Source organism: Aminobacter aminovorans (assembly GCF_900445235.1).
In the GTDB taxonomy this organism is placed as follows: Bacteria; Pseudomonadota; Alphaproteobacteria; order Rhizobiales; family Rhizobiaceae; genus Aminobacter; species Aminobacter aminovorans.
In genome coordinates this window covers 2,770,456-2,795,379 of sequence record NZ_UFSM01000001.1, presented here as the reverse complement: position 1 = coordinate 2,795,379, position 24,924 = coordinate 2,770,456, and the positions used below count along the sequence as shown (strand labels likewise).

24 protein-coding genes are annotated in these 24,924 nt (G+C 64.0%); 13 read left to right on the top strand and 11 right to left on the bottom strand.

The genetic code is table 11. The features are described 5' to 3' along the window. Nucleotides 1–100: 100 nt before the first annotated feature. Entirely contained in the window at nucleotides 101–532 is a 432-nt protein-coding gene (locus tag DY201_RS13745; protein WP_115731683.1) for a tellurite resistance TerB family protein, read from the bottom strand. A 161-nt stretch (nucleotides 533–693) separates the two neighbouring features. Here DY201_RS13745 and DY201_RS13740 point away from each other — a divergent pair, with 161 nt between their 5' ends. The 3 genes from DY201_RS13740 to DY201_RS13730 all read left to right on the top strand — a co-directional run bounded on the left by DY201_RS13740 (nucleotide 694) and on the right by DY201_RS13730 (nucleotide 2,863). After that, on the top strand, nucleotides 694–1,479 hold the full coding sequence (locus tag DY201_RS13740; RefSeq protein ID WP_115731682.1) for a TSUP family transporter: 786 nt from the start codon (nucleotides 694–696) through the stop codon (nucleotides 1,477–1,479). A gap of 61 nt (nucleotides 1,480–1,540) precedes the next feature. Beyond that, on the top strand, nucleotides 1,541–2,365 hold the full coding sequence (locus DY201_RS13735) for a helix-turn-helix domain-containing protein (RefSeq protein ID WP_115731681.1): 825 nt from the start codon (nucleotides 1,541–1,543) through the stop codon (nucleotides 2,363–2,365). Nucleotides 2,366–2,443: 78 nt separating this feature from the next. Beyond that, the gene (locus tag DY201_RS13730; RefSeq protein ID WP_115731680.1) at nucleotides 2,444–2,863 is read left to right on the top strand and encodes a VOC family protein; all 420 of its coding nucleotides are present in this window, start codon (nucleotides 2,444–2,446) and stop codon (nucleotides 2,861–2,863) included. 6 nt (nucleotides 2,864–2,869) lie between these two features. On the opposite strand, the gene DY201_RS13725 is transcribed toward DY201_RS13730, so the two are convergent. Both DY201_RS13725 and DY201_RS13720 read right to left on the bottom strand, forming a co-directional pair. Then, the gene (locus DY201_RS13725) at nucleotides 2,870–4,339 is read right to left on the bottom strand and encodes a cobyric acid synthase (RefSeq protein WP_115731679.1); all 1,470 of its coding nucleotides are present in this window, start codon (nucleotides 4,337–4,339) and stop codon (nucleotides 2,870–2,872) included. A 3-nt stretch (nucleotides 4,340–4,342) separates the two neighbouring features. Then, nucleotides 4,343–4,960, bottom strand: a complete 618-nt coding sequence (locus DY201_RS13720; RefSeq protein ID WP_115731678.1) for a dimethylsulfonioproprionate lyase family protein — start codon at nucleotides 4,958–4,960, stop codon at nucleotides 4,343–4,345. A gap of 118 nt (nucleotides 4,961–5,078) precedes the next feature. On the opposite strand from DY201_RS13720, the gene DY201_RS13715 reads away from it, so the two are divergent. Together DY201_RS13715 and mmsB are read left to right on the top strand one after the other, a co-directional pair. After that, entirely contained in the window at nucleotides 5,079–6,254 is a 1,176-nt protein-coding gene (locus DY201_RS13715; protein WP_115731677.1) for an isobutyryl-CoA dehydrogenase, read from the top strand. A 103-nt stretch (nucleotides 6,255–6,357) separates the two neighbouring features. After that, the gene (mmsB, locus tag DY201_RS13710) at nucleotides 6,358–7,242 is read left to right on the top strand and encodes a 3-hydroxyisobutyrate dehydrogenase (RefSeq protein WP_115731676.1); all 885 of its coding nucleotides are present in this window, start codon (nucleotides 6,358–6,360) and stop codon (nucleotides 7,240–7,242) included. A gap of 235 nt (nucleotides 7,243–7,477) precedes the next feature. Here mmsB and DY201_RS13705 read toward each other — a convergent pair whose 3' ends face one another. The 3 genes from DY201_RS13705 to DY201_RS13695 all read right to left on the bottom strand — a co-directional run bounded on the left by DY201_RS13705 (nucleotide 7,478) and on the right by DY201_RS13695 (nucleotide 9,788). Further along, nucleotides 7,478–7,849 (bottom strand): hypothetical protein, encoded by a 372-nt coding sequence (locus tag DY201_RS13705; protein WP_115731675.1) that lies wholly within the window; start codon nucleotides 7,847–7,849, stop codon nucleotides 7,478–7,480. A gap of 96 nt (nucleotides 7,850–7,945) precedes the next feature. Next, complete coding sequence (locus tag DY201_RS13700) at nucleotides 7,946–8,356, bottom strand: carboxymuconolactone decarboxylase family protein (protein ID WP_115731674.1); 411 nt, start codon at nucleotides 8,354–8,356, stop codon at nucleotides 7,946–7,948. A 52-nt stretch (nucleotides 8,357–8,408) separates the two neighbouring features. Beyond that, nucleotides 8,409–9,788, bottom strand: a complete 1,380-nt coding sequence (locus DY201_RS13695; protein WP_115731673.1) for an aspartate aminotransferase family protein — start codon at nucleotides 9,786–9,788, stop codon at nucleotides 8,409–8,411. Nucleotides 9,789–10,119: 331 nt separating this feature from the next. On the opposite strand from DY201_RS13695, the gene DY201_RS13690 reads away from it, so the two are divergent. After that, entirely contained in the window at nucleotides 10,120–10,497 is a 378-nt protein-coding gene (locus tag DY201_RS13690) for a COG4315 family predicted lipoprotein (protein ID WP_067961015.1), read from the top strand. Between the two features lie 57 nt (nucleotides 10,498–10,554). Here the strand turns inward: DY201_RS13690 and DY201_RS13685 are convergent, their stop codons facing one another. Then, nucleotides 10,555–11,655 carry an MFS transporter gene (locus tag DY201_RS13685; RefSeq protein WP_245432128.1) on the bottom strand — a complete coding sequence of 367 codons (1,101 nt, stop codon included), beginning with the start codon at nucleotides 11,653–11,655 and terminating at the stop codon, nucleotides 10,555–10,557. A gap of 304 nt (nucleotides 11,656–11,959) precedes the next feature. Here DY201_RS13685 and DY201_RS13680 point away from each other — a divergent pair, with 304 nt between their 5' ends. The 4 genes from DY201_RS13680 to DY201_RS13665 all read left to right on the top strand — a co-directional run bounded on the left by DY201_RS13680 (nucleotide 11,960) and on the right by DY201_RS13665 (nucleotide 19,008). Then, nucleotides 11,960–13,537, top strand: coding sequence for a trimethylamine methyltransferase family protein (locus DY201_RS13680; RefSeq protein WP_115731671.1), 1,578 nt, complete (start codon nucleotides 11,960–11,962; stop codon nucleotides 13,535–13,537). A gap of 45 nt (nucleotides 13,538–13,582) precedes the next feature. Beyond that, nucleotides 13,583–16,156: a GcvT family protein gene (locus DY201_RS13675; protein WP_115731670.1), complete on the top strand. Its 2,574-nt coding sequence runs from the start codon at nucleotides 13,583–13,585 to the stop codon at nucleotides 16,154–16,156. A gap of 249 nt (nucleotides 16,157–16,405) precedes the next feature. Next, on the top strand, nucleotides 16,406–17,752 hold the full coding sequence (locus tag DY201_RS13670; RefSeq protein WP_115731669.1) for a M24 family metallopeptidase: 1,347 nt from the start codon (nucleotides 16,406–16,408) through the stop codon (nucleotides 17,750–17,752). A 227-nt stretch (nucleotides 17,753–17,979) separates the two neighbouring features. Then, nucleotides 17,980–19,008 (top strand): purine-nucleoside phosphorylase, encoded by a 1,029-nt coding sequence (locus DY201_RS13665; RefSeq protein ID WP_115731668.1) that lies wholly within the window; start codon nucleotides 17,980–17,982, stop codon nucleotides 19,006–19,008. Between the two features lie 60 nt (nucleotides 19,009–19,068). Here DY201_RS13665 and DY201_RS13660 read toward each other — a convergent pair whose 3' ends face one another. Together DY201_RS13660 and DY201_RS13655 are read right to left on the bottom strand one after the other, a co-directional pair. Continuing rightward, entirely contained in the window at nucleotides 19,069–19,881 is an 813-nt protein-coding gene (locus DY201_RS13660) for a phosphate/phosphite/phosphonate ABC transporter substrate-binding protein (protein ID WP_115731667.1), read from the bottom strand. Nucleotides 19,882–19,928: 47 nt separating this feature from the next. After that, nucleotides 19,929–20,939 carry a fatty acid desaturase gene (locus DY201_RS13655; RefSeq protein ID WP_115731666.1) on the bottom strand — a complete coding sequence of 337 codons (1,011 nt, stop codon included), beginning with the start codon at nucleotides 20,937–20,939 and terminating at the stop codon, nucleotides 19,929–19,931. A gap of 218 nt (nucleotides 20,940–21,157) precedes the next feature. Between DY201_RS13655 and DY201_RS13650 the strand changes: the two genes are divergently transcribed. The 3 genes from DY201_RS13650 to bmt all read left to right on the top strand — a co-directional run bounded on the left by DY201_RS13650 (nucleotide 21,158) and on the right by bmt (nucleotide 23,773). After that, nucleotides 21,158–22,015 carry a helix-turn-helix domain-containing protein gene (locus tag DY201_RS13650; RefSeq protein ID WP_115731665.1) on the top strand — a complete coding sequence of 286 codons (858 nt, stop codon included), beginning with the start codon at nucleotides 21,158–21,160 and terminating at the stop codon, nucleotides 22,013–22,015. A 65-nt stretch (nucleotides 22,016–22,080) separates the two neighbouring features. Further along, a complete protein-coding gene (locus DY201_RS13645; protein ID WP_115731664.1) occupies nucleotides 22,081–22,698 on the top strand; it encodes a DUF1989 domain-containing protein in 618 nt (205 codons plus the stop codon). Between the two features lie 58 nt (nucleotides 22,699–22,756). Then, nucleotides 22,757–23,773 carry a betaine--homocysteine S-methyltransferase gene (gene bmt / locus DY201_RS13640; RefSeq protein WP_165915880.1) on the top strand — a complete coding sequence of 339 codons (1,017 nt, stop codon included), beginning with the start codon at nucleotides 22,757–22,759 and terminating at the stop codon, nucleotides 23,771–23,773. A 12-nt stretch (nucleotides 23,774–23,785) separates the two neighbouring features. Here bmt and DY201_RS13635 read toward each other — a convergent pair whose 3' ends face one another. Next, nucleotides 23,786–24,184: a hypothetical protein gene (locus DY201_RS13635; protein WP_131922295.1), complete on the bottom strand. Its 399-nt coding sequence runs from the start codon at nucleotides 24,182–24,184 to the stop codon at nucleotides 23,786–23,788. Between the two features lie 188 nt (nucleotides 24,185–24,372). Further along, entirely contained in the window at nucleotides 24,373–24,915 is a 543-nt protein-coding gene (locus DY201_RS13630; protein ID WP_245431992.1) for a PadR family transcriptional regulator, read from the bottom strand. Nucleotides 24,916–24,924: the final 9 nt, after the last annotated feature.

Here is a 24,924-nt window from a genome sequence, read left to right as displayed (position 1 = left end):
TCGCGCAGCGAATTCATCGTGCCAGTTGCACGTTGAAAGGCTAGCCAACGCCGGGACGATGCGAAGCAGCGTGGACCCGGCGATCAAGCCTGGAAAAAAGCTAGATCGTCGGCTTCACCACATCGACAGGGCTGATGCCAAGCAGATCGAGCGTGCGGCGCAGCAGCTTGACCTCGTTTTCCGCCAGATGGGCGTCGGCCTTGGCGATCTCGGCCATATGGCGGGCCAGTTGCCGGCGTCGTTCGACATCGAGATCGCGGAACATGGCGATGGCCTGCGAACCGTTGGTCTCGTAGCCGAACTCGTTGAGATATTCGATGACGCCATCGATGCTGCTCTCGGCGATGCCGAAGGCCTCGGTGCAGATCCGGCGAAAGGCGATCATCTCGGCTTCACTGGCGACACCGTCGGCGAGGATCATCCGGAACAGCAGCAGCAGCTCGGCCGAAAGCACGGGATCGTCGGCGACCTTGCGGACGCCGGGGTCGCCCTCGAACATGTTCAGAATCTGGGTCAGCAATCCTGTTACCATGCGAATCCCTTCCGTCGAGGCAACTGCAGTTCCGATATAGAGCAATACACGGCGAAAAACACTTGGCCCAATGGCTGGGCCAGCATTGCCGCCGACGCGCTATTGCGCAAGCGGATGCGCTGTGGTCGAAGGCCTCATCCTCCTGGACAGATCTCCAACCGATGTTCGACATAGCCACCGAAACCCTGCTGATCCTGATCGCGGCCGCCTTCATCGCCGGCTTCATCGATTCCATAGCGGGCGGCGGCGGCCTGATCGCCATTCCGGCACTGCTGCTCGCCGGCCTGCCGCCGCTCGAGGCGCTCGGCACCAACAAGCTGCAGTCGCTGTTCGGCTCGGGCTCCGCCACCATCAGCTACGCCGCCAAGGGCCATGTCGACCTGCGCAAGCAATTGCCGTTCGCAGCCATTTCATTCGTTGGCGCGATGCTCGGTGCCATGCTGGCGACGGTCCTGCCCGGCGACATCCTGCGCATCTTTCTGCCGTTCCTGCTGATCACCATTGCGCTGTATTTCGCGTTCAAGCCCAACATGGATGACGTCGATCGCGTCGAACGCCTGCCGCCCCTGCTGTTCGGACTGACAGTGGTGCCGCTGATCGGCTTCTATGACGGCGTGTTCGGCCCCGGCGCCGGCTCGTTCTTCATGCTCGCCTTCGTCACCCTGGCCGGCTACGGCGTGCTCAAGGCCACCGCCCATACCAAGCTGCTCAACTTCGCCTCCAATGTCGGCAGCTTCATCGCCTTCGCGCTTGTCGGCGTGGTCGCCTGGAAGATCGGGCTTCTGATGGGCATTGCCCAGTTCCTCGGCGCACGGCTTGGCGCCCACATGGCAATGCGCAACGGCGCAAAGCTGATCAAGCCGCTGCTGGTCTGCACCTGCGTCGCACTGGCCATCCGCCTGCTCATCGACCCCACCAACCCGCTGCGCGTGATGATCGGCCTGTGACGGCGTTTTGACCGTCTGACCCCTGGCTGATATCGTCCGTTTGCCCCAGCGGAGCCATGACATGGCAAGCGGCCAACGCGACGAGACACCTGATGAGCCTGCCCCGGCGCAGTTCGAATTCGTGCGGCGCACGCCTTCGCCACAACTCGCCGGCATCGTCACCGAACTCATAGGTTTTCGCGAACTTGTCCCGGTCTATGTCAGGCAGACCGAGGTCGCTTCGCTACATGTTCCGCTGATCATCAGTTTCGGCGAAGCCTTCGCCATCGGCCTGAGCCGGGCACCCCTAGACAATGATCGCTTTGCAAGCTTTGCCGCTGGCATCCACGCCGGACCGGTGATCATCGATTCCTTTGGCCGGGCCTGCTGCATCCAGGTCAATTTCACGCCGCTTGGCGCCAGGCGCTTCTTCAGCCTGCCGATGAGCGAGCTTGCCGACCGCATGGTAGCTTTCGACGAGGTGCTCGGCAGCGCCGGCCATCGGCTTCGACAACGGCTTGGCGATGAAACCCAATGGCATCGGCGGCTCGACATGACCGAGGCTTTCATCATCGAACGGCTGACGAGGATGCCGGCCATCTCCGATGAAATCGGCTGGGCCCTGGCAAAGATCGTCGCCAGCGGCGGCCGGGCCCGTGTCGCATCCATCGCCGACGAGATCGGCTGGAGCCGCAAGCACCTGGCCGCCCGCTTCGCCGACCAGGTCGGCGTCGGGCCGAAATCCATCGCGCGTATCGTCAGGTTCAATCGCGCCGCAAACCTGTCAAAACGGGCGGATCGCACAGGCTGGGCCGATCTTGCGGTTGAGTGCGGATATGCCGATCAGGCCCACATGGTGCGCGAGTTCCGCGCGCTTGCCGGCGCCACACCGACCGGGCTCGGCTGAGCCGGTTACATTTGTTCAATACCGCCATCAGGCACGCGGCCACACTGGGTGATCGTTCAACGCCACAGGAGGCGCCAGATGCCTACCCCGGAAGCTCCCCGCATATTCCCGACGCTGCGCTACGCCAATGCCGCCGCCATGATTGACTGGCTCGCAACAGCCTTCGGCTTTCTCGTCCATGCCAAATACATGGACGGCGCCGACGTCGGTCACGCCGAACTCGGGCTCGGATCGTCGATGATCATGATCGGGTCGTCTCGCGCCGATGCCTTCGGCGCCATCGTTGGCGAACCCGGCCACAATGGCGGCAAGGCCATCTATCTGGCGGTCGAAGATGTCGACGTCGTCCATGCCAGGGCCAAGGCGGCAGGCGCCGATATCGTCCAGCAACTCACCGATCGCGCTTACGGCAGCCGCGAGTTCATCTGCCGCGACCCCGAGGGCAATGTCTGGAGTGTCGGCACCTACTGGCCGAAAGCAGGCGAACCGGCCGCCTGACAAACTTCAGCGCGCGGCAGCAAAAATCGCGTCGCAGTCGAGGTGGCGTTCGAGCTGTTCGGCAATCTCGTCGAGGGCGCGCTCGACTTCGGCGCGGTAGTCGATGCCGCCGCCCCTGATGCCAAGACTTTCGAGGAACCGCCCGCGGAAACCGTCGGCGCCGAACAGGCCGTGCATATAGGTGCCGAACACCTTGCCGTCGGCCGAGGTCGCACCATCATCGACGCCGTTGATGACGGCTGTCGGCCTGACGCAATCGGCGCCCGTGGTCTTGCCCAGATGGATTTCGTAGCCGGACAGTGGCTCGCCATAGCGCACCGAGCGCGCCTCGACATTGCGCACGGTCTTTTCCGGCGCCATCACCGTCTCGACGTCGAGCAGACCGAGACCTTCGGCGCGCGTCACGCTGCCTTCGATGCCCAGCGGGTCGTGCACAATACGGCCGAGCATCTGGTAACCGCCGCAGATGCCGACGACATGACCGCCGCGCCGGCGATGTGCCTCGAGGTCGCGGTCCCAGCCATTTTCGCGGAACAGCAGCAGGTCGCCGATCGTCGATTTCGACCCCGGAATGACGACCAGCCCGGCATCCTCGGGCAGCCGCTGCCCCGGCGGCACGAAAACCACTTCGACCTGCGGTTCGGCACGCAGCGGGTCGAGATCGTCGAAATTGGCGATGCGGCCGAGCATCGGCACGGCAACCTTGAGCGCCCGCTCTTCCCCGCCCGCCAGCCTTTCGAGGATCACCGAATCCTCCGAAGGCAGCAGCGCTGCCGCCTTGAGCCACGGCACGACGCCGAAGCATGGCCAGCCGGTGAAATGCCCGATTGCCTTGATGCCGTCGTCGAACAGGCTGGCATCGCCGCGGAACTTGTTGATCAGATAGCCGACGATCATACGCCGATCGTCTTCCGGCAGGATCAGATGCGTGCCGGCAACCGAGGCGATGACCCCGCCGCGATCGATATCGCCGACGAGGATGACGGGCACGCCGGCGCGGGTGGCGAAGCCCATATTGGCGATATCGCGCGGGCGCAGGTTGATCTCGGCCGGCGAACCGGCGCCCTCGACGACGATCAGCTCGGCGCCCTCGCCCAGTTTCTGCCAGGAATCGAGCACCGCGCCCATCAGCTTGGGCTTCAGTTCCTGATAATCGCGCGCCTTGGCGTAACCGAAGACCTTGCCCTGCACCACGATCTGGCTGCCGATGTCGCTCTGCGGCTTGAGCAGCACCGGGTTCATGTGGATCGACGGCTTGACCCCGCAGGCTATCGCCTGAAGCCACTGCGCGCGGCCTATCTCGCCGCCGCCTGCCGCGCCGGGAATGTCGGCGACCGCGGCATTGTTCGACATGTTCTGCGGCTTGAATGGCCGGACCTGCATGCCGCGATTGCGCGCCGCCCGGCACAGGCCGGCCACCAGCACTGTTTTGCCGACATCCGAGCCGGTGCCCTGGAGCATGATCGCCTTGGCCATGGTTCAGGCCCTTCCGCCAGCGGCTGTTCCTGAAACCGTCGACTTGGCCGCCAGCGGCCCGCCGCGCCAGAGATAGAGCGCGAGCAGCGGCTCGCCGCCGGTGCGCATGGCGTGGTTCACATTGGCGGCGTGGTGGATCACTTCTCCTGCATCGCGCGGGCCGAACGGCGCATCGCCCATTCGCCACGCCGTGCCGCCGGTCAGCGGGATGTAGATCTCTTCGGCAAGGTGGTGGTGGTCGGGATATTCGACATCAGGGCCAAGCACGAGGAAGCCGCCCGCCACCGTGTCGTTGGCATAGTGGCCGCGCGTGCCGAACATCTCCACCCAGCCGTAATTGTCGAGGAAGCGCTGCCCGAAATCCGCCGCCGTGTAGGTCTGGCCCCAGTGCAGTTCGCCGCGATGCCGCACCACAAGCTCAGCCAAGGGACGGCAGCCGGCCGTAGCCAATTCGACGGCGCGGTCGAGAAGGCGTGCGCACGCGACAGCATGCGGCTTCAACGGACGCACAGGCATGTCCCAGTCGATGTCGCCGAGGAATTCGCCCACTGGCGTCACCGAATCGGTTGCCTCGAGAAAACCTCTGAAGGCCTGCAGCAGCCCATCAAAATTTGTCGCCACGTTCGTTCTCGCCCATGCATTTGCGCACAGCCGCTCTGTTGAAGGTCGGGTTGCGCGGCCGCATCATTGGTCTAGATTGAGCCCCGCGCATAGCCAAAAAAACGACAGGGAGGCCGACATGGACGCCGCAATCGATGCGACCGCCGGTCAGTTTGAGCTCAATGAAGATCAGCTGGCCATCCGCGAAATGGCGGGCAGTTTCGCCGCCGAGAAGGTGGCGCCCTTTGCCCTTGAATGGGACAAGGCCAAGCACTTCCCCGAAGACGTCATCCGCCAAACCGGCCAGCTCGGCTTCGGCGGCCTCTACGTCAAGGAAGATGTCGGCGGCTCCGCCCTCACCCGTCTCGACGCCGTGCTGGTTTTCGAACAGCTGGCACATGCCTGCCCGGGCTTCTCGTCCTTCATCTCGATCCACAACATGGCCGCGTCGATGATCGACCGCTTCGGCAACGAGGAGCAGCGCCAGCGTCTCCTGCCCAGGCTGACATCGATGGAATGGCTCGCCAGCTATTGCCTGACCGAGCCGGGTTCCGGTTCGGACGCCGCAGCACTCAAGACCAAAGCGGTACGCAGCGGCGGCAACGGCAGCGACTTCGTCGTCAACGGCACCAAGCAGTTCATCTCGGGTGCCGGCGACAGCGACGTCTATGTCGCCATGGTCCGCACCGGTGCCGACGGCCCCAAGGGCATTTCGACGCTGGTCATCCCCAAGGATGCGCCCGGCCTGTCCTTCGGCGCCAACGAGCACAAGATGGGCTGGCATATGCAGTCGACCCGCCAGGTCATCTTCGACGATTGCAAGGTGCCGGCCGAAAACCTGCTTTCCACCGAAGGTGCCGGCTTCGGCATCGCCATGGCTGGCCTCGACGGCGGCAGGCTCAACATTGCCGCCTGCTCGGTCGGCGGCGCCCAGTCGGCGCTGGACAAGGCGCTGGCCTACACCGCCGAGCGCAAGGCCTTCGGCCAGACCATCGACCGCTTCCAGGCGCTGCAGTTCCGCCTCGCCGACATGGAAACCGAGCTCCAGGCCGCCCGCCTGTTCCTCTATGCCGCCGCATCCAGGCTCGACCGCAAGGCGCACGACGCCTCGAAATGGTCGGCCATGGCCAAGCGTTTCGTCACCGACACCGGCTTCGACATTGCCAACGACGCGCTGCAGCTGCTCGGCGGCTATGGCTATCTGCACGACTATGGCATCGAGAAGCTGGTGCGTGACCTCAGGGTCCACCAGATCCTCGAAGGCACCAACGAGATCATGCGTGTCATCATCGCCAGGCATCTGATCGGCAAGTAGCAGTTCGAGGACAGTAGGGGGGCACTCCCATTGCCCCACTGCCTTGTCCCCTGTTCCCTTACTCCCTACCGCCCTACTCCCTTCCCACTGGAGGAACCAACCAATGACCACCATCGCCTTCATCGGACTGGGCAACATGGGCAACCCCATGGCCGCCAATCTCGTCAAGGCCGGCCACGCGGTGCTCGGCTTCGACCTGATGCCCGAGCATCTCGAGACCGCGCGCAACAACGGCGTCACCGTCATGGCCAATGCCGCCGCCACCGCCAAGGACGCCGATGTGGTCATCACCATGCTGCCCGCCGGCAAGCATGTGCTTACGGTCTATGAGGACATCGCGCCGAAGCTGAAGAAGGGCGCGCTGCTCATCGATTCCTCGACCATCGACGTCGATTCAGCCCGCAAGGCACATGCGATTGCTGCCAGCAATGGCCTGCTGTCGGTAGACGCGCCGGTCTCGGGCGGCACCGGCGGTGCTGCGGCCGGCACATTGACCTTCATGGCCGGCGGCGCGCAGGCGGCGTTCGACGTGGCCGAGCCGGTGCTCGAGCCGATGGCCGGGCGCATCGTCCATTGCGGCGACGCCGGCGCCGGCCAGGCAGCCAAGATCTGCAACAACATGATCCTCGGCATTTCGATGATCGGCGTTGCCGAAGCCTTCGTGCTCGCTGAAAAGCTCGGCCTGTCGCATCAGGCGCTGTTTGACGTCGCCTCGACCTCCTCGGGCCAGTGCTGGTCGCTGACGTCCTATTGCCCGGTCCCCGGCCCGGTGCCCAATTCGCCGGCCAACCGCGACTACCAGCCCGGCTTTGCCGCAGCCCTGATGCTGAAGGACCTGAAGCTGTCGCAGGAAGCGGCGCAGCAGGCCGGTGCCGTCACCCCGCTCGGTGCCGAGGCAACCCAGCTCTATGCCCTGTTCACGGCTCTCGGCAATGGCGGCACGGACTTCTCCGGCATCATCAGGTTCCTGCGTGGCGAAGCGGCCTGATTAATCCAAAAAAGTTCAAAATTTAGGTTTGCTTAAGCTCTCGATAACCACGCGGTAACGATGTCCAGCTAAAACGGTTTGCAAGGGCGGGCTTCGCAGCCGCCTCTGGCTCCGGATCAGGTCTCGCGTACCGGAGCTGTAAACCTTCGCTGGTCAAGCGTCGCGAAGGGCCATGCGTAATAGTGGCAAAGCCGCGTTCCCGTCCGGGACGCGGTTTTTGCGTTGTGCCCACCCCTCATGTCCCGGATTTCGTCGCCAGCCGGCGAAAATTGGCGCGCACGCGCTTGCTAGCCGGCTTCAACGCGGCTGCAACCGACTTTTGCGCGGCAACGCCGTTCAGCACCGATGGCGTGCGGCCCGACAGCACTTCCGGCCAGAACTGCAGCGCCGACTGGAAGTAGGATATCTGCGCCGCCACCATGCCTTCGGCCATGGCGGTCGTCTTTTCGGTTACAGCCGCCAGGCTTTCGCCTTGCAGCGGCCCACCCTTGCGCGCTTCGGTCGCCATCATCGGCAACCGCATCGCCATGACCATCGGCGCCAGCATCAGATTGCCGGCAATGGCGCCGGATTGGCGCGAGGCCCTTGCCAATCGTCTATTCTTCATCTCGCGCACTCCGGTTTGCCCGGGCGATTATGCGCGCGAGCTTATTGTGCAGTGCACAATATAAGCCGCGGCACTGTCATGAACAAGCCGATCGCCTCAGTCCCTTGGTTCGAACTGCACGTCGACCGGCGGCCGCAAGCCGTTGGCGAGGCGGTTTGTCTCGTTGGCCATGCCGACGACAGCGAGCAGTTCCATCAGCTGGGCTTCACTCATGCCTTTGCTGCGCGCCGCCGCCGTATGGGAGTAGGTGCAATATTCGCAGCCATTGGTCGCCGAAACGGCGATATAGATCAGTTCCTTGGTCAGCGGATCGAGCGCGCCGGGCGCCATCACCTCGCGCACCGACTCCCAGGTGCGCTTGAGCAGCGCCGGGTCATGCGCCAGCACCTTCCAGAAATTGTTGATCCAGTCGACCTTCCTGAAAGCCATGATGTCGTCATAGACGGCGCGGACCGCCTCGTTTGCATCCTCATACTGGATCAAAGGCACGATCGGCTTGCCGCTCATCGTTCGCTCCCGGGGTAGGCCGGGCAGAAATCCCCTGCCCGGCAATCTGGCATCAGGCTTTGCTGAGATCGGCTTCGGCGAGGTCGAGCGCCTTCAAGATACGGTCGCCGGCCATGTCGATGGTGGCGCGGGTCCAGATCAGCGGCGGCGACAGGATCATCGAGTCGCCGGTCGCGCGCATCATGATGCCGTTGGCAATCGCATGGTCGCGCACCACGACCGCGGCACTGCCGCCGGGTGAGAACCGCTCCTTGGTCGCCTTGTCCCTGACGATCTCGATGGCGCCCATCAGGCCCACCGAACGGACTTCGCCGACGAGGCCGTGGCGAGCGATGCGCTCCTTGAGCATCTGGGCGAAATACGGGCCGGTGTCGGTCTTCACCCGCTCGACCAGCCCTTCACGCTCGATGATTTCGAGATTCTTGAGCGCCACCGCACAGGCCACCGGGTGACCGGAATAGGTGTAGCCGTGATAGAACTCACCGCCCTTCTCGACCAGCGTCGAGGCGATACGATCGCCGACCAGCAGCGCCGACAGCGGCTGGTAGCCCGAGGTCAGCGCCTTGGCGGTGGTGATCGTGTCGGCCTCGATACCGAAGGTCTGGGCCGCAAACCACTCGCCGGTGCGTCCGTAGCCGGTGATAACCTCGTCGAGCATCAGGAGCACGTCATATTTGCGGCAGATGCGCTGGATCTCCGGCCAGTAGCTTGCCGGCGGGATCTTGACGCCGCCCGCCCCCATGATCGGCTCGCCGATGAAGGCGGCGACATTGTCGGCACCGGCCTCCAGGATCGCATCCTCGACCGACCTGGCGGCGCGCAGGCCGAAATCATCATCGCTCTCGCCTGGTAGCGCCAGTTCATAGGCGTAGGGCATCATCACATGGACGATGTTGGGCACGGCACCGCCAAGCTGCTGGTGCATGCCATCCATGCCACCGAGCGATGTGCCGGCGACGGTCGAGCCGTGATAGGCCATCTTGCGCGAGATGATACGGTTCTTCTCTGGCTTTCCCTCGAGCGCCCAGTAGTGGCGCACCAGGCGGAGCGCCGTGTCGTTCGATTCCGAACCCGACGAACCGTAGAACACCTGGTTGATGTTGCTGGGCGCCAGTTCCGCGAGCTTCTTCGACAACAGCACCGGCGTTGGCGTCGAGCATTTGAAGAAGGAATTGTAATAGGGCATTTCCTTCATCTGGGCGTAGGCCGCTTCGGCCAGCTCGTCACGGCCGTAGCCGACATTGACGCACCACAGCCCGGCCATGCCGTCGAGCAGTTCGGTTCCTTCCGAATCGTAGATGAACGGCCCTTCGGCGCGGGTGATCATGCGCGAGCCTGCATCGCGCAGTTCCTTGTGGTCGGTGAACGGGTGGAGATGATGCGCGGCGTCGATCTGCTGAAGCTGCTTCAGCGAATAGTTCTGATAAGTCATTGGCTTGTGCCTTTCTCTTGAATCGATCCGGCAGGCGCCGGGGCGGATTCGAGTTCAGGCGGGTGGCGAGTAGCCAATGCGCGCGCAAAGCCGCAGAAGCTCGGTGTGCCGCGTCCGCGGCGACGGCTTCGATGCGGCGTCCGCTGCCGGGGTATGAGCATGAAATGCGCACATGCCGGCACTCTAACCCGGCGTTTCGCCAATCTACAAGCGCCGGCCACAAGTGCTGGAAAAATCCTCTCCTGCGCCTCATGGCGGGAATAGATCGGCGATGGCAAGCGTTGACTGCCCGTGTGGCCGGCATTTTGCGGCCAACCCAGGGAGAACCATCATGAAGACCGTACTGTCCGCATTCGCCCTCCTGCTTGCGAGTTCAGCCCTCTCCTTCGCCGCCGAACCGGCCAAGATCGCCGAAGGCGCCGGCGGCAAGATGTACACCGACGCCAACGGCATGACGCTCTACACCTATGACAAGGACAGCGCCGGCAAGTCGGCCTGCAATGGCGACTGCGCCGTCAACTGGCCGCCGCTGATGGCTGCGGCCGATGCCAAGGACGAAGGCGACTGGACGGTCGTCACCCGCGACGACGGCTCCAAGATGTGGGCCTATGAAGGTAAGCCACTCTACACCTTCGTCCAGGACAAGAAGGCCGGCGACGTCACCGGCGAGGGCAAGGGCGGCGTCTGGCACATCGCCAAGGCCGACTGACCTTTTGCTGCGCGACGGGGCCACCTCGTCGCGCAGCCCGCCCCAGTCCGCCCCGCCCTAATCCGTTTTGTGCCATCGGACGGCAGCGCGATAGAAGGCGAAGGCCAGCAGGGTGATATTCAGGCTCGCCAGCACCGCCGGCAGCCCGATCGGGCCGAAAGTCTGCATCACCAGCCCCGAACTTGGCGGCCCGACAATGCCGCCCATGCCCCACATCAGTGCAAAGGCCGCGTTGCCGGCGACGAGCACGCTGCCGTTGAAGCGGTTGCCGAGCTCGACCAGTGCCATGGTGTAGACGCCATAGCCCACGGCCCCCATCACCACGAGCACGGGCCAGATCAGCCTCGTCTCGATCAACAGCGGCAAAAGCACGGCGCAGATGGCCGTCGCCGCGGCGCAAAACAGGATCATGGCCCGGCCGCCGACCCGTTCCGCCATCAGGCCAAGCGGAATTTGCAGCAGGATGTTGCCCATCGACAGTGCCGTCAGCATCGCGGCGAGCATTGCTTCGGGCAGCCCGTGGCCGGCGCCGAAAACCGGCAGCAGCGAATAGGTGCTTTGCTGGTTGGCCGCCGAAACCAGCACGGCAAACAGCAGCGCCGGCGCAAGCGCCGCAAAGCCCAGCACGCCCCCCTTGGACTGGCCATCATCCTCGAAGCCCGACAGGTCCGACAAGATGCGCAGGACGGTGGCACAGGCGAGGAAGCCGACGATTGCAATGACGAAAGGTGTCCAGCCTGCGGTGCCGACGAAGGTCAGCACCAGCGGCCCGCTGGCATAACCGACCCCCATCAGCGTGTTGAACACGCCCATGACGCGCCCGCGCCGCGATGGCGGCGCCATCGACAGCGCCCACACCTCGCCGAGGATGTAGAGCGGGTTGATGACCACCCCGATCATGAAGCGCAGGACGAACCAGGCGAACCAGTCCTGGAGATAGCCGATGAGCAGGAAGCAAATGGCAGCCGCGATCGAGCAGCCGACCGCCAGGTTTCTCGCCCCGACGAGGCGCACGGCCCAAGGCACGAAGGCGGCGGAGGCGATCAGTCCCAGTGGCATCATCGCCGCCGACAGGCCGATCATCGCCGGCGGCATGCCCTGTTTTTGCATCAGCAGCGAAAACAGCGGATAGCTCAGCCCTTGCGCTGCGCCAAACATCGCAAGTGCTGCGGTGACGCCGACAAGCGGTGCCCACCTGAGAGGCGGTTCGGCGGCCGTGGAAGCGGGAGAGGTCAAAGCAGTCACCAGGAGAATCGAATGACGGCGATCCTATAGATGATGCGCCCTGTGCCGGATGCCTCACCACGACGGAGAACGTCGGTCCAGTCCCAATCGGTCGCTGTCCCCACGGCACCCGTCGACGATGTCGTTTCCCTCGCGCTACTTGTCGCCACCTCCGCAATGAGCAGCACTGCCCCGGTCCATTATGCCTCCCGACACTGAAGCTTGCCGTGAGGATTCCATGACCGTGGCCCTGCAAACAGCCGAACAGGCTCCTGCCTCCGACCGCGCTCGACGCGGCGGTCGTGCCGGCAAGCGCGCCGGCGGCGCCCAGGCATTCGAGCAGCCGCCTTTCCGCCAGCTCAAGATCCCGTTTGCACCGACCAAGCTGATCTCCGACGACGAGCTGGAGTCCATCCACCTCGCCTCATTAAGGGTGCTCAAGGACATCGGCGTCGACGTGCTGCACGACGAGGCACGCCGCATCATGAAGGCCCATGGCGCCGACGTGCGCGACGGCACCGAGCGCGTCCGCTTCGATTCCGACATGATCCTCGAGTTGATCTCGCATGCCCCGGCAGAGTTCACCCTGCATGCCCGCAATCCGGCCCACAATGTGCGCTTCGGCGGCAACAATCTCGTCATTTCGCAGATGGCGTCGGCGCCCAACTGTTCCGATCTCGATCGTGGCCGTCGCCCGGGCAACCAGGCCGACTACCGCAACTTCCTCAAGCTCGCCCAGATGCACAACATCCTGCAGACGACTGGCGGCTATCCTGTCGAACCAGTGGACATCCACCCCTCGATCCGCCATCTCGAATGTATCCGCGATCTGGCGACTTTGACCGACAAGGTGTTTCACATCTATTCGCTCGGCAAGGAGCGCAACGTCGACGGCATCGAGATCACCCGCATCGCCCGTGGCATCTCCCGCGAGCAGATGATGGTGGAGCCCTCGGTCTATACCATCATCAACACTAACTCGCCGCTGAAGCTCGACGTGCCGATGATGGAAGGCATCATCCAGATGTCGTCGATGGGCCAGGTGGTGATCGTCACCCCCTTCACCCTGTCAGGTGCGATGGCGCCCGTCACCATCGCCGGCGCCCTGGTGCAGCAGAATGCCGAGGCGCTCTCCGGCCTCGCCTTCACCCAGATGGTCAGGAAGGGCGCTCCGGTCGGCTATGGCGGCTTCACCTCCAACGTCGACATGAAGTCGGGCGCGCCGGCTTTCGGCACGCCCGAATACATGAAGGCCCAGCTTGTCGGCGGCCAGCTCGCCCGCCGCTACAACATCCCCTACCGCACCTCCAATGTCTGCGCCGCCAATGCCGTCGACGCCCAGGCGGCCTATGAGAGCGTCTTCTCCTTGTGGGGCGCGATCCAGGGCGGCGCCAACTTCATGCTCCACGGCGCCGGCTGGCTCGAGGGCGGCCTTCGCTGCTCCTACGAGAAGATGATCCTCGACATCGACATGCTGCAGATGGTGGCCGAATTCCTGACCCCGCTGGACCTGTCGGAAGACGCGCTCGCCGTCGATGCGATCCGCGACGTCGGCCCCGGCGGCCACTTCTTCGGCACCGCGCACACCCAGTCGCGCTACAAGAATGCCTTCTATTCGCCCATCATCTCCGACTGGCGCAATTTCGAGACCTGGGCCGAAGCCGGCAGCCCGACGGCGGTGGAAAAGGCCAATCGCGTCTGGAAGGAGCGCCTCGCCTCCTACGAGGAGCCCTGGATGGACCCCGCCATCCGCGAAGAGCTCAACGCCTTCGTCGACAAGCGCAAGGCCGAAGGCGGCGCCCCGACCGACTTCTGATCGCCATCAAGCCGATTCTATTTCTTACAACTCGGACATAACCTTATGAAATCCCATGTGAAAGCAGTTGTTATCGGCGGCGGCGTTGTGGGCTGCTCGGTGCTCTATCACCTCGCCCGCGCCGGCTGGACCGACATCATGCTGATCGAGCGCTCGGAGCTCACCTCAGGCTCGTCCTGGCACGCCGCCGGCGGCTTCCACACGCTCAACGGCGACCCCAACGTGGCCAAGCTGCAGGCCTACACCGTCCAGCTCTACAAGGAGTTGGAGGAGATTTCCGGCCAGTCCTGCTCGCTGCACCTCACCGGCGGCGTCATGCTCGCCGACAGCCCCGAGCGCATGGATTTCCTGCGCCTGGCCCATGCCAAGGGCCGTTATCTCGGCATGGACACCGAGCTCATCACGCCGTCCGAAGCCAAGAAGATGTTCCCGCTGATGGACGAAAAGCATTTCGTCGGCGCGATGTGGGATCCCGTCGAAGGCCATCTCGACCCGTCAGGCACAACCCACGCCTACGCCAAGGCGGCGAAGAAGCTCGGCGCCGAGATCGTGCTGCGCAACCCGGTCAAGGAACTGACGCAGGACCCCGACGGCACCTGGAACGTTGTTACCGAGCAGGGCACCGTCAGGGCAGAGCACGTGGTCAACTGCGGTGGCCTGTGGGCGCGCGAGGTCGGCCGTATGGTCGGCGTCGAGCTGCCGGTGCTGGCCATGGAGCACATGTACCTGTTGACCGAGCCGATGCCGGAGGTCGAGGCCTTCAACAAGGAAACCGGCCGGGAAATGATCGGCGTGCTCGATTTCAAGGGCGAGATCTACACGCGCCAGGAACGCAACGGCATCCTGCTCGGCACCTATGAGAAGGCCTGCAAGCCGTGGTCGCCTGTTAATACGCCGTGGGATTTCGGACATGAACTGCTCGCGCCCGACCTCGACCGCATCGCGCCGTCGCTGGAAATCGGCTTCCAGCATTTCCCCGGCATCGCCAATGCCGGCATCAAGCAGGTCATCAACGGACCCTTCACCTTCGCGCCCGACGGAAACCCGCTGGTTGGCCCGGTCCAGGGCCTGACCAATTTCTGGGTCGCCTGCGGCGTCATGGCCGGCTTCAGCCAGGGCGGCGGTGTCGGCCTCGCTCTGTCGAACTGGATGGTCAACGGCGACCCGGGCTTCGACGTCTGGGGCATGGATGTCGCGCGCTGGGGCGAATGGGCCAGCCTGCGCTACACCAACGCCAAGGTGCGCGAAAACTACTCGCGCCGCTTCTCGATCCGTTTTCCGAATGAAGAACTGCCCGCCGCCAGGCCGGCCCAGACCACCCCGCTCTACGACACCATGGTCACCAACAACGCCGCCATGGGCGACAGCTGGGGTCTGGAAACACCGCTGTGGTTCGCGCCTCAGGGAACCGAGCCCAAGGATATCGTCTCCTTCCACCGCTCCAACGATTTCGAGCATATCGGCAATGAGGTTCGTGCGACCCGCGACCGCGTCGGCGTGACCGAGATCGCCAATTTCGCCAAGTACGAAGTGTCGGGTCCGGCATCGGAGGATTTCCTCAACCGGCTGATGACCAACCGCATGCCGAAGAAGGGCCGCATCGTGCTGACGCCGATGCTGAACGAGTTCGGCCGGCTGATCGGCGACTTCACGATTGCCAAGTCCGGCGACGACAAATTCATGATCTGGGGCTCGTCGGCGGCGCAGAAGTATCACATGCGCTGGTTTGAACAGCACCTGCCCAAGGACGGATCGGTGCGCATCCACCGCTTCGACCAAACGCTCGTCGGCCTGTCGATTGCAGGCCCGAAGTCGCAGGCGCTGCTGGCCAAGCTGGTCGACGAGGACGTCTCCAGCAAGGCCTTCCGCTTCATGGATTTTCGCGAGATGGCCGTCGGCGGTGCGCCCTGCATGGTCAACCGCATCACCTATACCGGCGACCTCGGCTACGAGATCTGGATGGCGCCCGCCTACCAGCGCCTCGTCTACAAGGCGATCAAGGACGCCGGCGAAGAGTTCGGCATCGTCGATTTCGGCATGCGGGCGCTTTTGTCGATGCGCCTCGAAAAGAACTTCCCGACCTGGTTCCGCGAGCTTCGCCCGATCTATGGGCCGTTCGAGGGTTCGATGGAGCGCTTCATCAAGCTCGAAAAGAACGACTTCATCGGCCGCGAGGCAGCCGCCAGGGAGCACGCCGAGGGGCCAAAGCTGCGCCGTGTCTCCTTCTATGTCGACGCGCAGGACGCCGACGTGATGGGCGACGAGCCGATCTGGGCCAAGGTCGGCGCCAAGGATTTCGGCACGATCGAAAAGCCGCACGGCTATGGCGCGCCACGCTTCGATGAGACCGGCAAGGAAGTGCGCGGTTCGGACGCCGCCACCGGCGCATCCGCCGTGCGCGGCATCGTCGACGGCGACTGGCGTGTGGTCGGCTGGGTGACGTCGGGCGGCTATGCCCATTATGTCCGCAGGTCGATGGCCCAGGGCTATGTGCCCGCAGCGCTTGCCGAAAACGAGGCGGAAGGCCTGTTCGAGATCGAGATCCTCGGCCACCGCCGTCCCGCCCGCATCAATGTCGAGCCGCCTTTCGATCCGTCTGGCGACAAGATGCGGGGGTAGTGTTGAAGCGTTTCGCCCGATGACCGGCAACTACCCCCACGCCGTCGCGCTCCGCGCGCCACCTCTCCCCCTGCCTGGGGGCGAGAAACGCCGACACGTTATGCTCGGCGGACCGGAACGAGGCCTGGCGCGGACCCACGGTGAGCAAAGGCGCGAGCTGTGCCACCGGCCTTCCTCTCTCGCGTCGATCGGGGGAGAGGTGGTTTGCGCAGCAAACCGGAGTGGGGGTCGCCCCTTCAGCGAAACGCCATGAACACAGGGACCAATTTCGGCCGCCACCGCAAGATCATGCCGTTCGAGCCGGGCTCGGTGGAGGATTTGCGCGCGCAGGCGCGCGCCAAGGCGGCTGGGCTCAACAGCCACGTTCTAGGTTATGGCGCGCAGGCCGAGGCCGAATGGGCGGCGGCCGGCATTGCGGCACCCGACATGCCGGCCCTGCGAAAATACCGGCTGGAGCGCATCCGCACCGAACTCGCGCGGCGCGGTTATGCCGGCGCCCTGCTCTACGATCCCGTCAACATCCGCTACGCCACCGACTCGACCAACATGCAGTTGTGGGTGGCGCACAACCCGACCCGTCACTGTTTCGTCGCGACCGACGGCCCGGTGGTGCTGTTCGACTATTTTTCCTGCGAGCACCTGTCCGATCATTCCGGCGTCGTCGACGAGGTTCGCCCGGCAGTGTCGTGGATGTATCTCTACAGCGGCGAACTGACGGAAATGAAGGTCGAGCGCTGGGCGCAAGGCATCGCCGATGTTGTTCGCCAGCACGGCGGCGGCATCAGGCGCATTGCCGTCGACCATCTCGACCATGAGGGCGTCGACGCGCTGGCACGGCTTGGCATTTCGGTCGGCAATGGCGAGGCGGTGATGGAGAACGCCCGGCTGATCAAGTCGCCTGACGAAATCCTCTGCATGCGTCGTTCGATCGTCGCCTGCGAGGCGGCGATGGGCGAGATGGAAGCGGCGCTCCGGCCGGGCATCTCCGAGAACGAACTCTGGGCCGAACTGCATCGCGGCAACATTGCCCGCGGCGGCGAATGGATCGAAACACGCCTCCTGGCATCGGGACCACGCACCAATCCGTGGTTCCAGGAGTGCTCGTCGCGCGTGGTCGAGGCAGGCGATCTCGTCGCCTTCGACACCGACCTCATCGGGCCCTACGGCTTCTGCGCCGATCTGTCGCGCACCTGGCTGTGCGGCGACGGCGCGCCCACGAGCGCGCAGTGCGACCTCTACAGGATTGCCGCCGAACAGATCGCCCACAATACGGCGCTGCTCAGGCCCGGCCTCGGCTTCCGCGACCTGGTGGAACGCGCGGCCGTGCCGCCGCCCGACTGCTTCGCGGCGCGTTATGGCGTGCTGTTTCACGGCGTGGGCCTAGCCGACGAATATCCCACCCTGCCCCACGCCTCCGACTGGACGGCCGATACGCCGGACGGCGTGCTCGAGCCCGGCATGGTGGTCTGCGTCGAGAGCTATATCGGCCGCCTCGGCGGGCATGAGGGCGTCAAGATCGAGGAGCAGATCCTGATTACGGCAAGCGGATACGAGCAACTGTCGAGTTACCCGCTCGACAAGCGCCTGCTTGGCTAGGCGCGCCCCAAGCCCCGGCTTTCTGTTCGAGATTTTCCATTGGCGAAGAACAGTTGATCGGCAGTCGAAATCGCACGCCGCCGACTTTATTGCGATGGCGCAAGATCACTGGCCTGCCGGATTTGATGTGGACAGGAGCGTTGGCGAGTGGCTTCCGCGGCAAACTGCACCGATAGTGAAAACGGGCCTGAAACGGCGCCGTTTTTCTTTGTCAGATCGGATCGCATATGACGCACTTCTATCGGATTGGCCTTTCGGCCCTCGCCCTGGCCGGCGGTCTCGCCTCGAACGCATCAGCGGCGTCGGCACAGCCGCTGGCCCCCAAAGTGCTTGTCATAACGATGTTCGGAGGCGAGGCAAAACCATGGCTCGAGGGGCGCAAGCTGGAGACCAGACTGACAATTCCGGGCTTCGCCAAGGAGTATCCGGAACTTGCCTGTGACGCCGCCGGCCTGTGCGTCATGACGACGGCGATGGGTTATGCCAACGCGGCCAGCTCGGTTTCAGCGCTCGTCTACAGCGGTCTTGTCGACCTCAAGCAGAGCTACATCGTGATTGCCGGCATTGCCGGCGTCGATCCCAGCGATGGCACGCTGGGTTCGGCACATTGGGCGCGTTATGCCGTCGATGCCGGCCTGCGCCACGAAATCGATCCGCGCCAGATTCCCGCCGACTGGCCTGATGGCGTTGTCGGGCTGGGTGCCAAGCGCCCCGGCGAAAAGCCGAGCTGGGGATCGGCAACCGAGGTTTATCAGCTCAACGAACAGCTTCTGCAGAAGGCATTTGCCCTGACCAGGAGCGTGGAACTTGCCGACAGCCCCGAGGCGAAGGCCTATCGGGTGGCCTATGCGACTGCACCCGGCAACGCCGCCCCTGAGGTCAGCATCTGTGACACGCTGTCCACCGACACCTACTGGCATGGCTCAATGACAGCCAAAAGCATGGGCGATTGGGTATCGTTGCTGACCGAGGGCAAGGGCAACTATTGCACGACCCAGATGGAGGACAATGCCTCGCTGACCGCGCTGCGGCGCGGCGCCGATGCCGGCCTGCTCGATTTCGACCGCATCGCCTTGCTGCGCACGGCATCAAACTTCGATCGCGAACCCGCCGGCATGAGCCCCATCGATTCGCTGAGCGCCAAGTCGGGCGGTTTTGGCCCTGCAGCCACCAACGCCTATCGTGTCGGCGCAGCCTTTGCAGATGCGGTCACAGGCGATTGGACGAAATGGGAAAAGGGCGTTCCGTCCGAATAGGCCCGAAAGAGCGAGGCAGAGCGGGCGGTTCAGGCCGCCCGCTCTGTCAAAGTGCGGGTTTCAAAGTGCGGCCTGGCTCAGCGCCAGGCTCAGCAACGTCACCGAAACGGGCGGCGTCTTTAGTCCGGTGATGTAGGGCAAACCCTTGCGCTTTGCCGTCCAGCCGATGATCACGACGTCCCGGGCAGCCGGCTCGAAGCGCTGCGCCAGCGCCCAGCTGCGACAATCGATGGTCGCCACGTCAGCCCGGCCTTCGGCAATCGAGACGATCGATGCGCGATGGCCGCCGCTTTCGATCCGTTCGGAAAAAATCCGCAACCCCTCGCCCATGGCGGCAAGATCGCGCGAAATACCGATGAATCCCGACATCGAATCGTGGCTGTTGAAGGCAAGGCGCTTGTCACGGATCAGATCGAGCGGAATGAGCGTCGCGTCGCCATCAGGCGCATGCGCATGATCGGCGGTCACGGATCCGCGCCGCACGACGATGGCGCTGGAATAGAGTTCGCCACGACCGCCTTCGATGCCGTCATAGTTCGGCTGGCCGATCACCTTGACCTGAGCCGCAAGGCCCGTGCTTTCCATCGGCCCCCAGCAGGTCTGGCCGAATAGCAATTGGGGATGCCGCCACAGCGTCGGCAGGTCGAATTCTTCGGGCGGCAGCGTAGCCGGATCGGGCGCGATCACCGTAGCCGATGCGTCGCGAATACCACCTGGAACCGCCGGCAGATCGGCGTTGCGCCTGACAAGGCGTTCCGGCGCGTCCAGACCAAGCTGACGCAACGCCGTTCGCAGCCTTGCCCATTGCGCATCGACCTCGTCGTGCATCTCGGGCCAGTCATACATCGGCAGTGCGGCGATGAAGTCGCTCATTGCATCATTTCAGGCTCGAACGCGGGAATTGGCAAGGTCTGAAAGGATCATTCCTTCGGCGGCTCAGCAGGCACAGGTGCTGTGCCCAGCCCATTGACGTTGCGCGCCCTGACGCGCGGCACGAACGCCCGGCCCGGCTCGGGCGCGCGGCGTAGTGCTGGGTGGCACACCGGTTCCTTGGCACGGAAGGCATAGGCTTTGACCAGCGCGAAATAGTTCGGATAGGCATAACCCTTGTTCATCCGGAGCCACTCTTCGCGGCGAGCGCGGAACAGTTCCGGCAGCTTGTACCAGGCGACGGTCGGGCTCTTGTGGTGAACGAAATGCAGGTTGTTGTTGAGGAACAGGATCGAAAGCGGCGAACGTTCGACGATGACGGTGCGCCCTTCCGGATGCTCCGACCATTGATGCTCGGCAAAGGTGCGGATCGAGATCAACGAATGGCCGAGCCAGACCGGCACCAGAATGTAGAGCCAGAGCGGCAGGCTGAAGCCGAACTGGATGACCGGCAGGACGATGGCCAGCCCTGCCGCGTGCAGCAGCCAGGCAGTGCGGACAGCCTTGTCGCCGCCGGCGATCGCTTTGGCATCGTCAATGACAAAGCCGATGCAGGACAGCAGCGGCCCGAGCACGAAACGACCGGCCATGGTGTTGTTGATCCTGAGCACCAGCTTCATCGCCTCGGGCAGGTCATCGTGCTGCCAGAGCGCGCGGTAGTAGCTCTCGGGATCGTCGAACGGGTCGGTCAGCTTCTCGTCGGCGTGGTGGCGCAGGTGAATGGTTTTGAAACGACGGTAGGGCCAAAGCAGACCAATGGGCAGAGAAACCAGCGCTTCGTTGATGCGCGCGTTGCGGGTTGGGTGGCCGTGCAGCACCTCATGCACCAGCGACGATTGCAACGCCACCGTCAGCACCATCAGCACCAGCGCAGCAACCGGATAGCTGGGCCACACCAGCAGGCCCGCCACCAGCCAGGCACCGTAGCAGGCAGCGATCAGAAACACCGTCGGCCATTCGACCCTGGTGGTCGTGCCGCGTTTGTTTCCCCTGTTAGCCATGCTGCTGCCTGCTGTCCTTGGATGCCTGGAACTCGATGATTCCTGACATAATGCTGTCAGTAGGCTTGCGTTTCTGCAACGAGACAATGCGCACAGATTGTTTACATTGCGCTGCTTAAGCCGCAAGTGTTACACTTAGTAAACAAACTGGAAGATGAATCTATTTTTCGCTGGCACCTTGCCTGCGTTCCGCAAAACCATTCCACCTTGGGCAGGCCATGGACAAACGCGATCTATCCGAAGTTTTCCGCGAGCGCCTCAAGGCGTTGGTCCAACGCTCCGGCCTCAATCAGTCGGCCTTTGCCACATCGGTCGGCATCGACCGCTCGGCGCTGTCGCAGCTGCTCTCGGGGGCAACGATAAGGCTGCCGCGCGCCGAAACCCTGCTGACAATCGCATCCGCTCACAAGGTTTCGCTCGACTGGCTGCTTGGCCTCAGCCAGGACGAAGGGGTCACCGGTGAAATCCGCGAAAGCCTCGAGATCGAGGAGGCATCTGGCGGTTTCGAACGCACGCTGATCGCCAAATGGCATGCCGAGGCCGCCGGCACCAAGATCCGCTACGTGCCCGCCGGCATTCCCGACCTGCTGCGCACCGAAACGCTCATCGACTACGAGGCCGGCATCTCCAACAAAAGCCGCGAGAGCCAGGCCGGCGAGACGCAGTATCGTATCGATTACAACCGTCGGCCCGAAACCGACATGGAAGTCTGCATGCCGCGCCACACGCTCGAGATTTTTGCGCGCGGGCTTGGCGTCTGGTCGGGTTTTCCAGACAAGGACCGCAAGCAGCAGCTCCGCCACATGGCCGACCTTCTCGACGATCTCTATCCGACATTCCGGCTGTTCCTCTATGACGGCCGCATGCGCTATTCCGTGCCTTATACGATCTTCGGCCATTCCCGCGCGGCGATCTATGTCGGAGACATGTACCTTGTGCTCTACGCCACCGAACCGATCAGGACGCTGACCCGCCATTTCGACAATCTGATCCGCGCCGCCGACATCAACGCCCACGAAACTGCGGCCTTCGCGCGACGGCTGGCGGTGGCGTCGTTCCCGGCCACTTGGGGTTGACTGGCGCTCTGGTTGAATTTGCCGCCACGATACGGCAGCGTGCGCCGCGATCCCCGAGGAAACCCATGCCATATCAGCGTATCGTCATACCTGCCCAGTCGGGCCGTTCCATCCGCGTCTCCAGCGGGGACTTGGTCCGCATCATCGACATCAAGGGCCAGCAGGTCGCCGACCTCTGGGCGTTCACGCCTGACATGAAGGACTGGCTCAGCACCTCCAACACCCGCGATATCGGCGAGCGGCTGTTTCCGAAGACAGGCGAATACTTCTACGGCACGACAGGAAACAAACTGCTGACCCTGGTAGAAGACGCCTCGCCCGGTCCGCACGACATGCTCTACCCCGCCTGCAACCACGCCCTCTATGTCCGCGCGGGCTTCGACGAGCATCCCAGTTGCCAAGACAATCTGCACCAGGCACTTGCCTCGGAAGGGCTCGCCTTGCCCTTCACGCCGGACCCGGTCGACCTGTTCCAGAACTCGCTGCCGCAGCCCGATGGCAGCATCGACGTCTTCGCCTCGATCAATCCGCCCGGCGGCTACGTCGCTTTGCGCGCCGAATGCGACCTGCTGCTCGTCGTCACCGCCTGCTCGGTCGATCATTATCCGACCAATGGCGGCGTCTGCACCGAGATCGCGGTCGAGGTGACGCCGGCAGCATGGCCGGCCATGCAAACGCGTTGACTGGACATAAAGACTTCTTTATATCCTTATCCAGTCTCCTGATATGAAAGTCGCTGCGATGACGACCAATCCGATCGATGCCCTGCTGGCCGAAAAGGGCGTGCTGCTCGCCGATGGCGCGACCGGCACAAACCTGTTTGCCATGGGCCTCGAAGCCGGCGAAGCCCCCGAACTGTGGAATGAAAGCGCGCCCGAGAAAATTTCGACGCTGCACCGGAAATTCGTCGAGGCCGGCGCCGACATCATCCTCACCAACTCGTTTGGCGGCACCCGTCACCGGCTCAAGCTGCATCACGCCCAGGATCGCGTGCACGAACTCAACAAGCGGGCCGCCGAAATCGCCCGGGCCGTTGCCGACAAGGCCGGCCGCAAGGTTGTCGTCGCCGGCTCCGTCGGCCCGACCGGCGAGCTTCTGGTTCCGCTCGGCGCCATGACCTATGACGAGGCGGTAGATGCCTTCGCCGAACAGATCGAAGGCCTCAAGGCCGGCGGCGCCGAGGTCGCATGGATCGAAACGATGTCCGCGCCGGACGAAATCCGTGCGGCAGCGGAAGCTGCCATCCGCGTCGGCCTGCCCTACACCTATACCGGCTCGTTCGACACCGCCGGCCGCACCATGATGGGCCTGCTGCCCAAGGACATCCACGGCGTCGTCGACGGCCTTGCCGAGACGCCGCTCGGCGTCGGTGCCAATTGCGGTGTCGGCGCTTCCGACATCCTGGCCTCGCTGCTCGACATGAGCGACGCCAGGCCGGATGCGACCATCATCATCAAGGGCAATTGCGGCATTCCGGAATTCCGCGGCACCGAGATCCATTATTCGGGCACGCCGGAACTGATGTCCGACTATGTCCGGCTCGCTGTCGACGGCGGCGCGAAGATCATCGGCGGCTGCTGCGGCACCTCGTTCGAGCATCTGGCCGCCATGCGCAAGGCGCTCGACGCCCACAAGAAGGACGTGCGTCCGACCGTCGAGGCGATCGTCGAGCGCATCGGCCCGATGCGCAACAAGCTTGCTGCGCCGAACACCGCCGAAACCGGTGAAGGCCGCCGCGAACGCCGTCGCCGCTGCTAGGACCGCTGCCCGTCAGCTGTTTTCTTCGTAGCGCGCGAGTGCCGACCTGATGTCGGTGCCCGCGCCTTCGACCGGGCGCATCATCATCACCGCGTCCGATGTGCGCACATCGCCCAACTTCTCCATCGCCAGCCGGAAGCGCTCATTGTTGAGCGCCGACCATGCCGTGCGGTGTGCGTCGTCGACATCGCTCATGCGTGCGCGCGAGGAACCCTGGGCAACGATGTGCTGTGCCTGCTGGACAGGCTTGGCGGGTACGTAGATGTGGCTGCTGGTGGCGGGCGCCGGCGCCGCGGCATCCGCCACGACTTCACTATTGCGGTTGGCAGCTTCTGGCCGGGTCGGCATCGTCAAGGCATCGGCGGTGCGAGAAATTGAAACCGCACCCACCATCACACGTCCAACCAGCATTCTCAAATCACCCCTTGTTCACCCGCAGCTGTATTAGCCGGGGATCGTTGCGATCGGGTTCCGGGGCGGGTCGGCCTTTGATTCAAATTGTCGGAAACGGCCCACAAACCTGGCCATTTGCAGGGTTTTGCACAGAAAAAGCTCCCGCCTTGCGGCGGGAGCTTCAGACGTTTCAAGGCCTCGGGGAATCACAGATCTTCGAGGTCGCGACGCGCCTTCTTCAGGATCTCGCGTGCCTTCTCGGCCTGTGCTGCGGTCAGCGAACCGCTGCGCAGCCGGCTGAACACGGCAAAGTTCAGCGCCTTGACCTCGTCACCGAGGGCAACACCACTGACCTGCGTCGAGTTCTCCTCGATCTGCCCGTTGATCTTTGCCAGCTCGGCGGCGTTTTCGTCGAGATAGGCCTGGCCCGCTTCGGTGATCGAATAGAGCTTCTTGTTGCCATTGGCGACGGAGACGACGAGATCCGCCTCTTCCAGCATCTGCAGCATCGGATAGATCGCGCCCGGGCTCGGGCTGTAGGCGCCCTGGAACTTGGCCTCCAGCGCCTTGATGATGTCGTAGCCATGGCGCGGCTCTTCGGCAATCAGGCCGAGCACGACCAGGCGCAGCGCGCCGGGATCGAACATGCGCGGGCCGCGGCCGCCGAAGGGACCGCCACGATGACGGCCGAAGGGACCGCCGCGGCCATGCCGGCCGCCGCCCCTGCCGCCTTCATTCTGGCCCGACATGGACCATTC

Excerpts from the sequence above, each read along its gene's own strand:
- DY201_RS13680 (WP_115731671.1), top strand. The coding sequence starts at position 11,960 with ATGACCGTGGCCCTGCAAACAGCCGAACAGGCTCCTGCCTCCGACCGC.
- DY201_RS13705 (WP_115731675.1), bottom strand. The coding sequence starts at position 7,849 with ATGAAGAATAGACGATTGGCAAGGGCCTCGCGCCAATCCGGCGCCATT.
- bmt (WP_165915880.1), top strand. The coding sequence starts at position 22,757 with ATGACGACCAATCCGATCGATGCCCTGCTGGCCGAAAAGGGCGTGCTG.
- DY201_RS13635 (WP_131922295.1), bottom strand. The coding sequence starts at position 24,184 with ATGCTGGTTGGACGTGTGATGGTGGGTGCGGTTTCAATTTCTCGCACC.
- DY201_RS13650 (WP_115731665.1), top strand. The coding sequence starts at position 21,158 with ATGGACAAACGCGATCTATCCGAAGTTTTCCGCGAGCGCCTCAAGGCG.
- DY201_RS13665 (WP_115731668.1), top strand. The coding sequence starts at position 17,980 with ATGACGCACTTCTATCGGATTGGCCTTTCGGCCCTCGCCCTGGCCGGC.
- DY201_RS13655 (WP_115731666.1), bottom strand. The coding sequence starts at position 20,939 with ATGGCTAACAGGGGAAACAAACGCGGCACGACCACCAGGGTCGAATGG.
- DY201_RS13690 (WP_067961015.1), top strand. The coding sequence starts at position 10,120 with ATGAAGACCGTACTGTCCGCATTCGCCCTCCTGCTTGCGAGTTCAGCC.
- DY201_RS13735 (WP_115731681.1), top strand. The coding sequence starts at position 1,541 with ATGGCAAGCGGCCAACGCGACGAGACACCTGATGAGCCTGCCCCGGCG.
- DY201_RS13685 (WP_245432128.1), bottom strand. The coding sequence starts at position 11,655 with ATGTTTGGCGCAGCGCAAGGGCTGAGCTATCCGCTGTTTTCGCTGCTG.
- DY201_RS13745 (WP_115731683.1), bottom strand. The coding sequence starts at position 532 with ATGGTAACAGGATTGCTGACCCAGATTCTGAACATGTTCGAGGGCGAC.
- DY201_RS13645 (WP_115731664.1), top strand. The coding sequence starts at position 22,081 with ATGCCATATCAGCGTATCGTCATACCTGCCCAGTCGGGCCGTTCCATC.
- DY201_RS13670 (WP_115731669.1), top strand. The coding sequence starts at position 16,406 with ATGAACACAGGGACCAATTTCGGCCGCCACCGCAAGATCATGCCGTTC.
- DY201_RS13740 (WP_115731682.1), top strand. The coding sequence starts at position 694 with ATGTTCGACATAGCCACCGAAACCCTGCTGATCCTGATCGCGGCCGCC.
- DY201_RS13695 (WP_115731673.1), bottom strand. The coding sequence starts at position 9,788 with ATGACTTATCAGAACTATTCGCTGAAGCAGCTTCAGCAGATCGACGCC.
- mmsB (WP_115731676.1), top strand. The coding sequence starts at position 6,358 with ATGACCACCATCGCCTTCATCGGACTGGGCAACATGGGCAACCCCATG.
- DY201_RS13725 (WP_115731679.1), bottom strand. The coding sequence starts at position 4,339 with ATGGCCAAGGCGATCATGCTCCAGGGCACCGGCTCGGATGTCGGCAAA.
- DY201_RS13675 (WP_115731670.1), top strand. The coding sequence starts at position 13,583 with ATGAAATCCCATGTGAAAGCAGTTGTTATCGGCGGCGGCGTTGTGGGC.
- DY201_RS13630 (WP_245431992.1), bottom strand. The coding sequence starts at position 24,915 with ATGTCGGGCCAGAATGAAGGCGGCAGGGGCGGCGGCCGGCATGGCCGC.
- DY201_RS13660 (WP_115731667.1), bottom strand. The coding sequence starts at position 19,881 with ATGAGCGACTTCATCGCCGCACTGCCGATGTATGACTGGCCCGAGATG.
- DY201_RS13715 (WP_115731677.1), top strand. The coding sequence starts at position 5,079 with ATGGACGCCGCAATCGATGCGACCGCCGGTCAGTTTGAGCTCAATGAA.
- DY201_RS13730 (WP_115731680.1), top strand. The coding sequence starts at position 2,444 with ATGCCTACCCCGGAAGCTCCCCGCATATTCCCGACGCTGCGCTACGCC.
- DY201_RS13700 (WP_115731674.1), bottom strand. The coding sequence starts at position 8,356 with ATGAGCGGCAAGCCGATCGTGCCTTTGATCCAGTATGAGGATGCAAAC.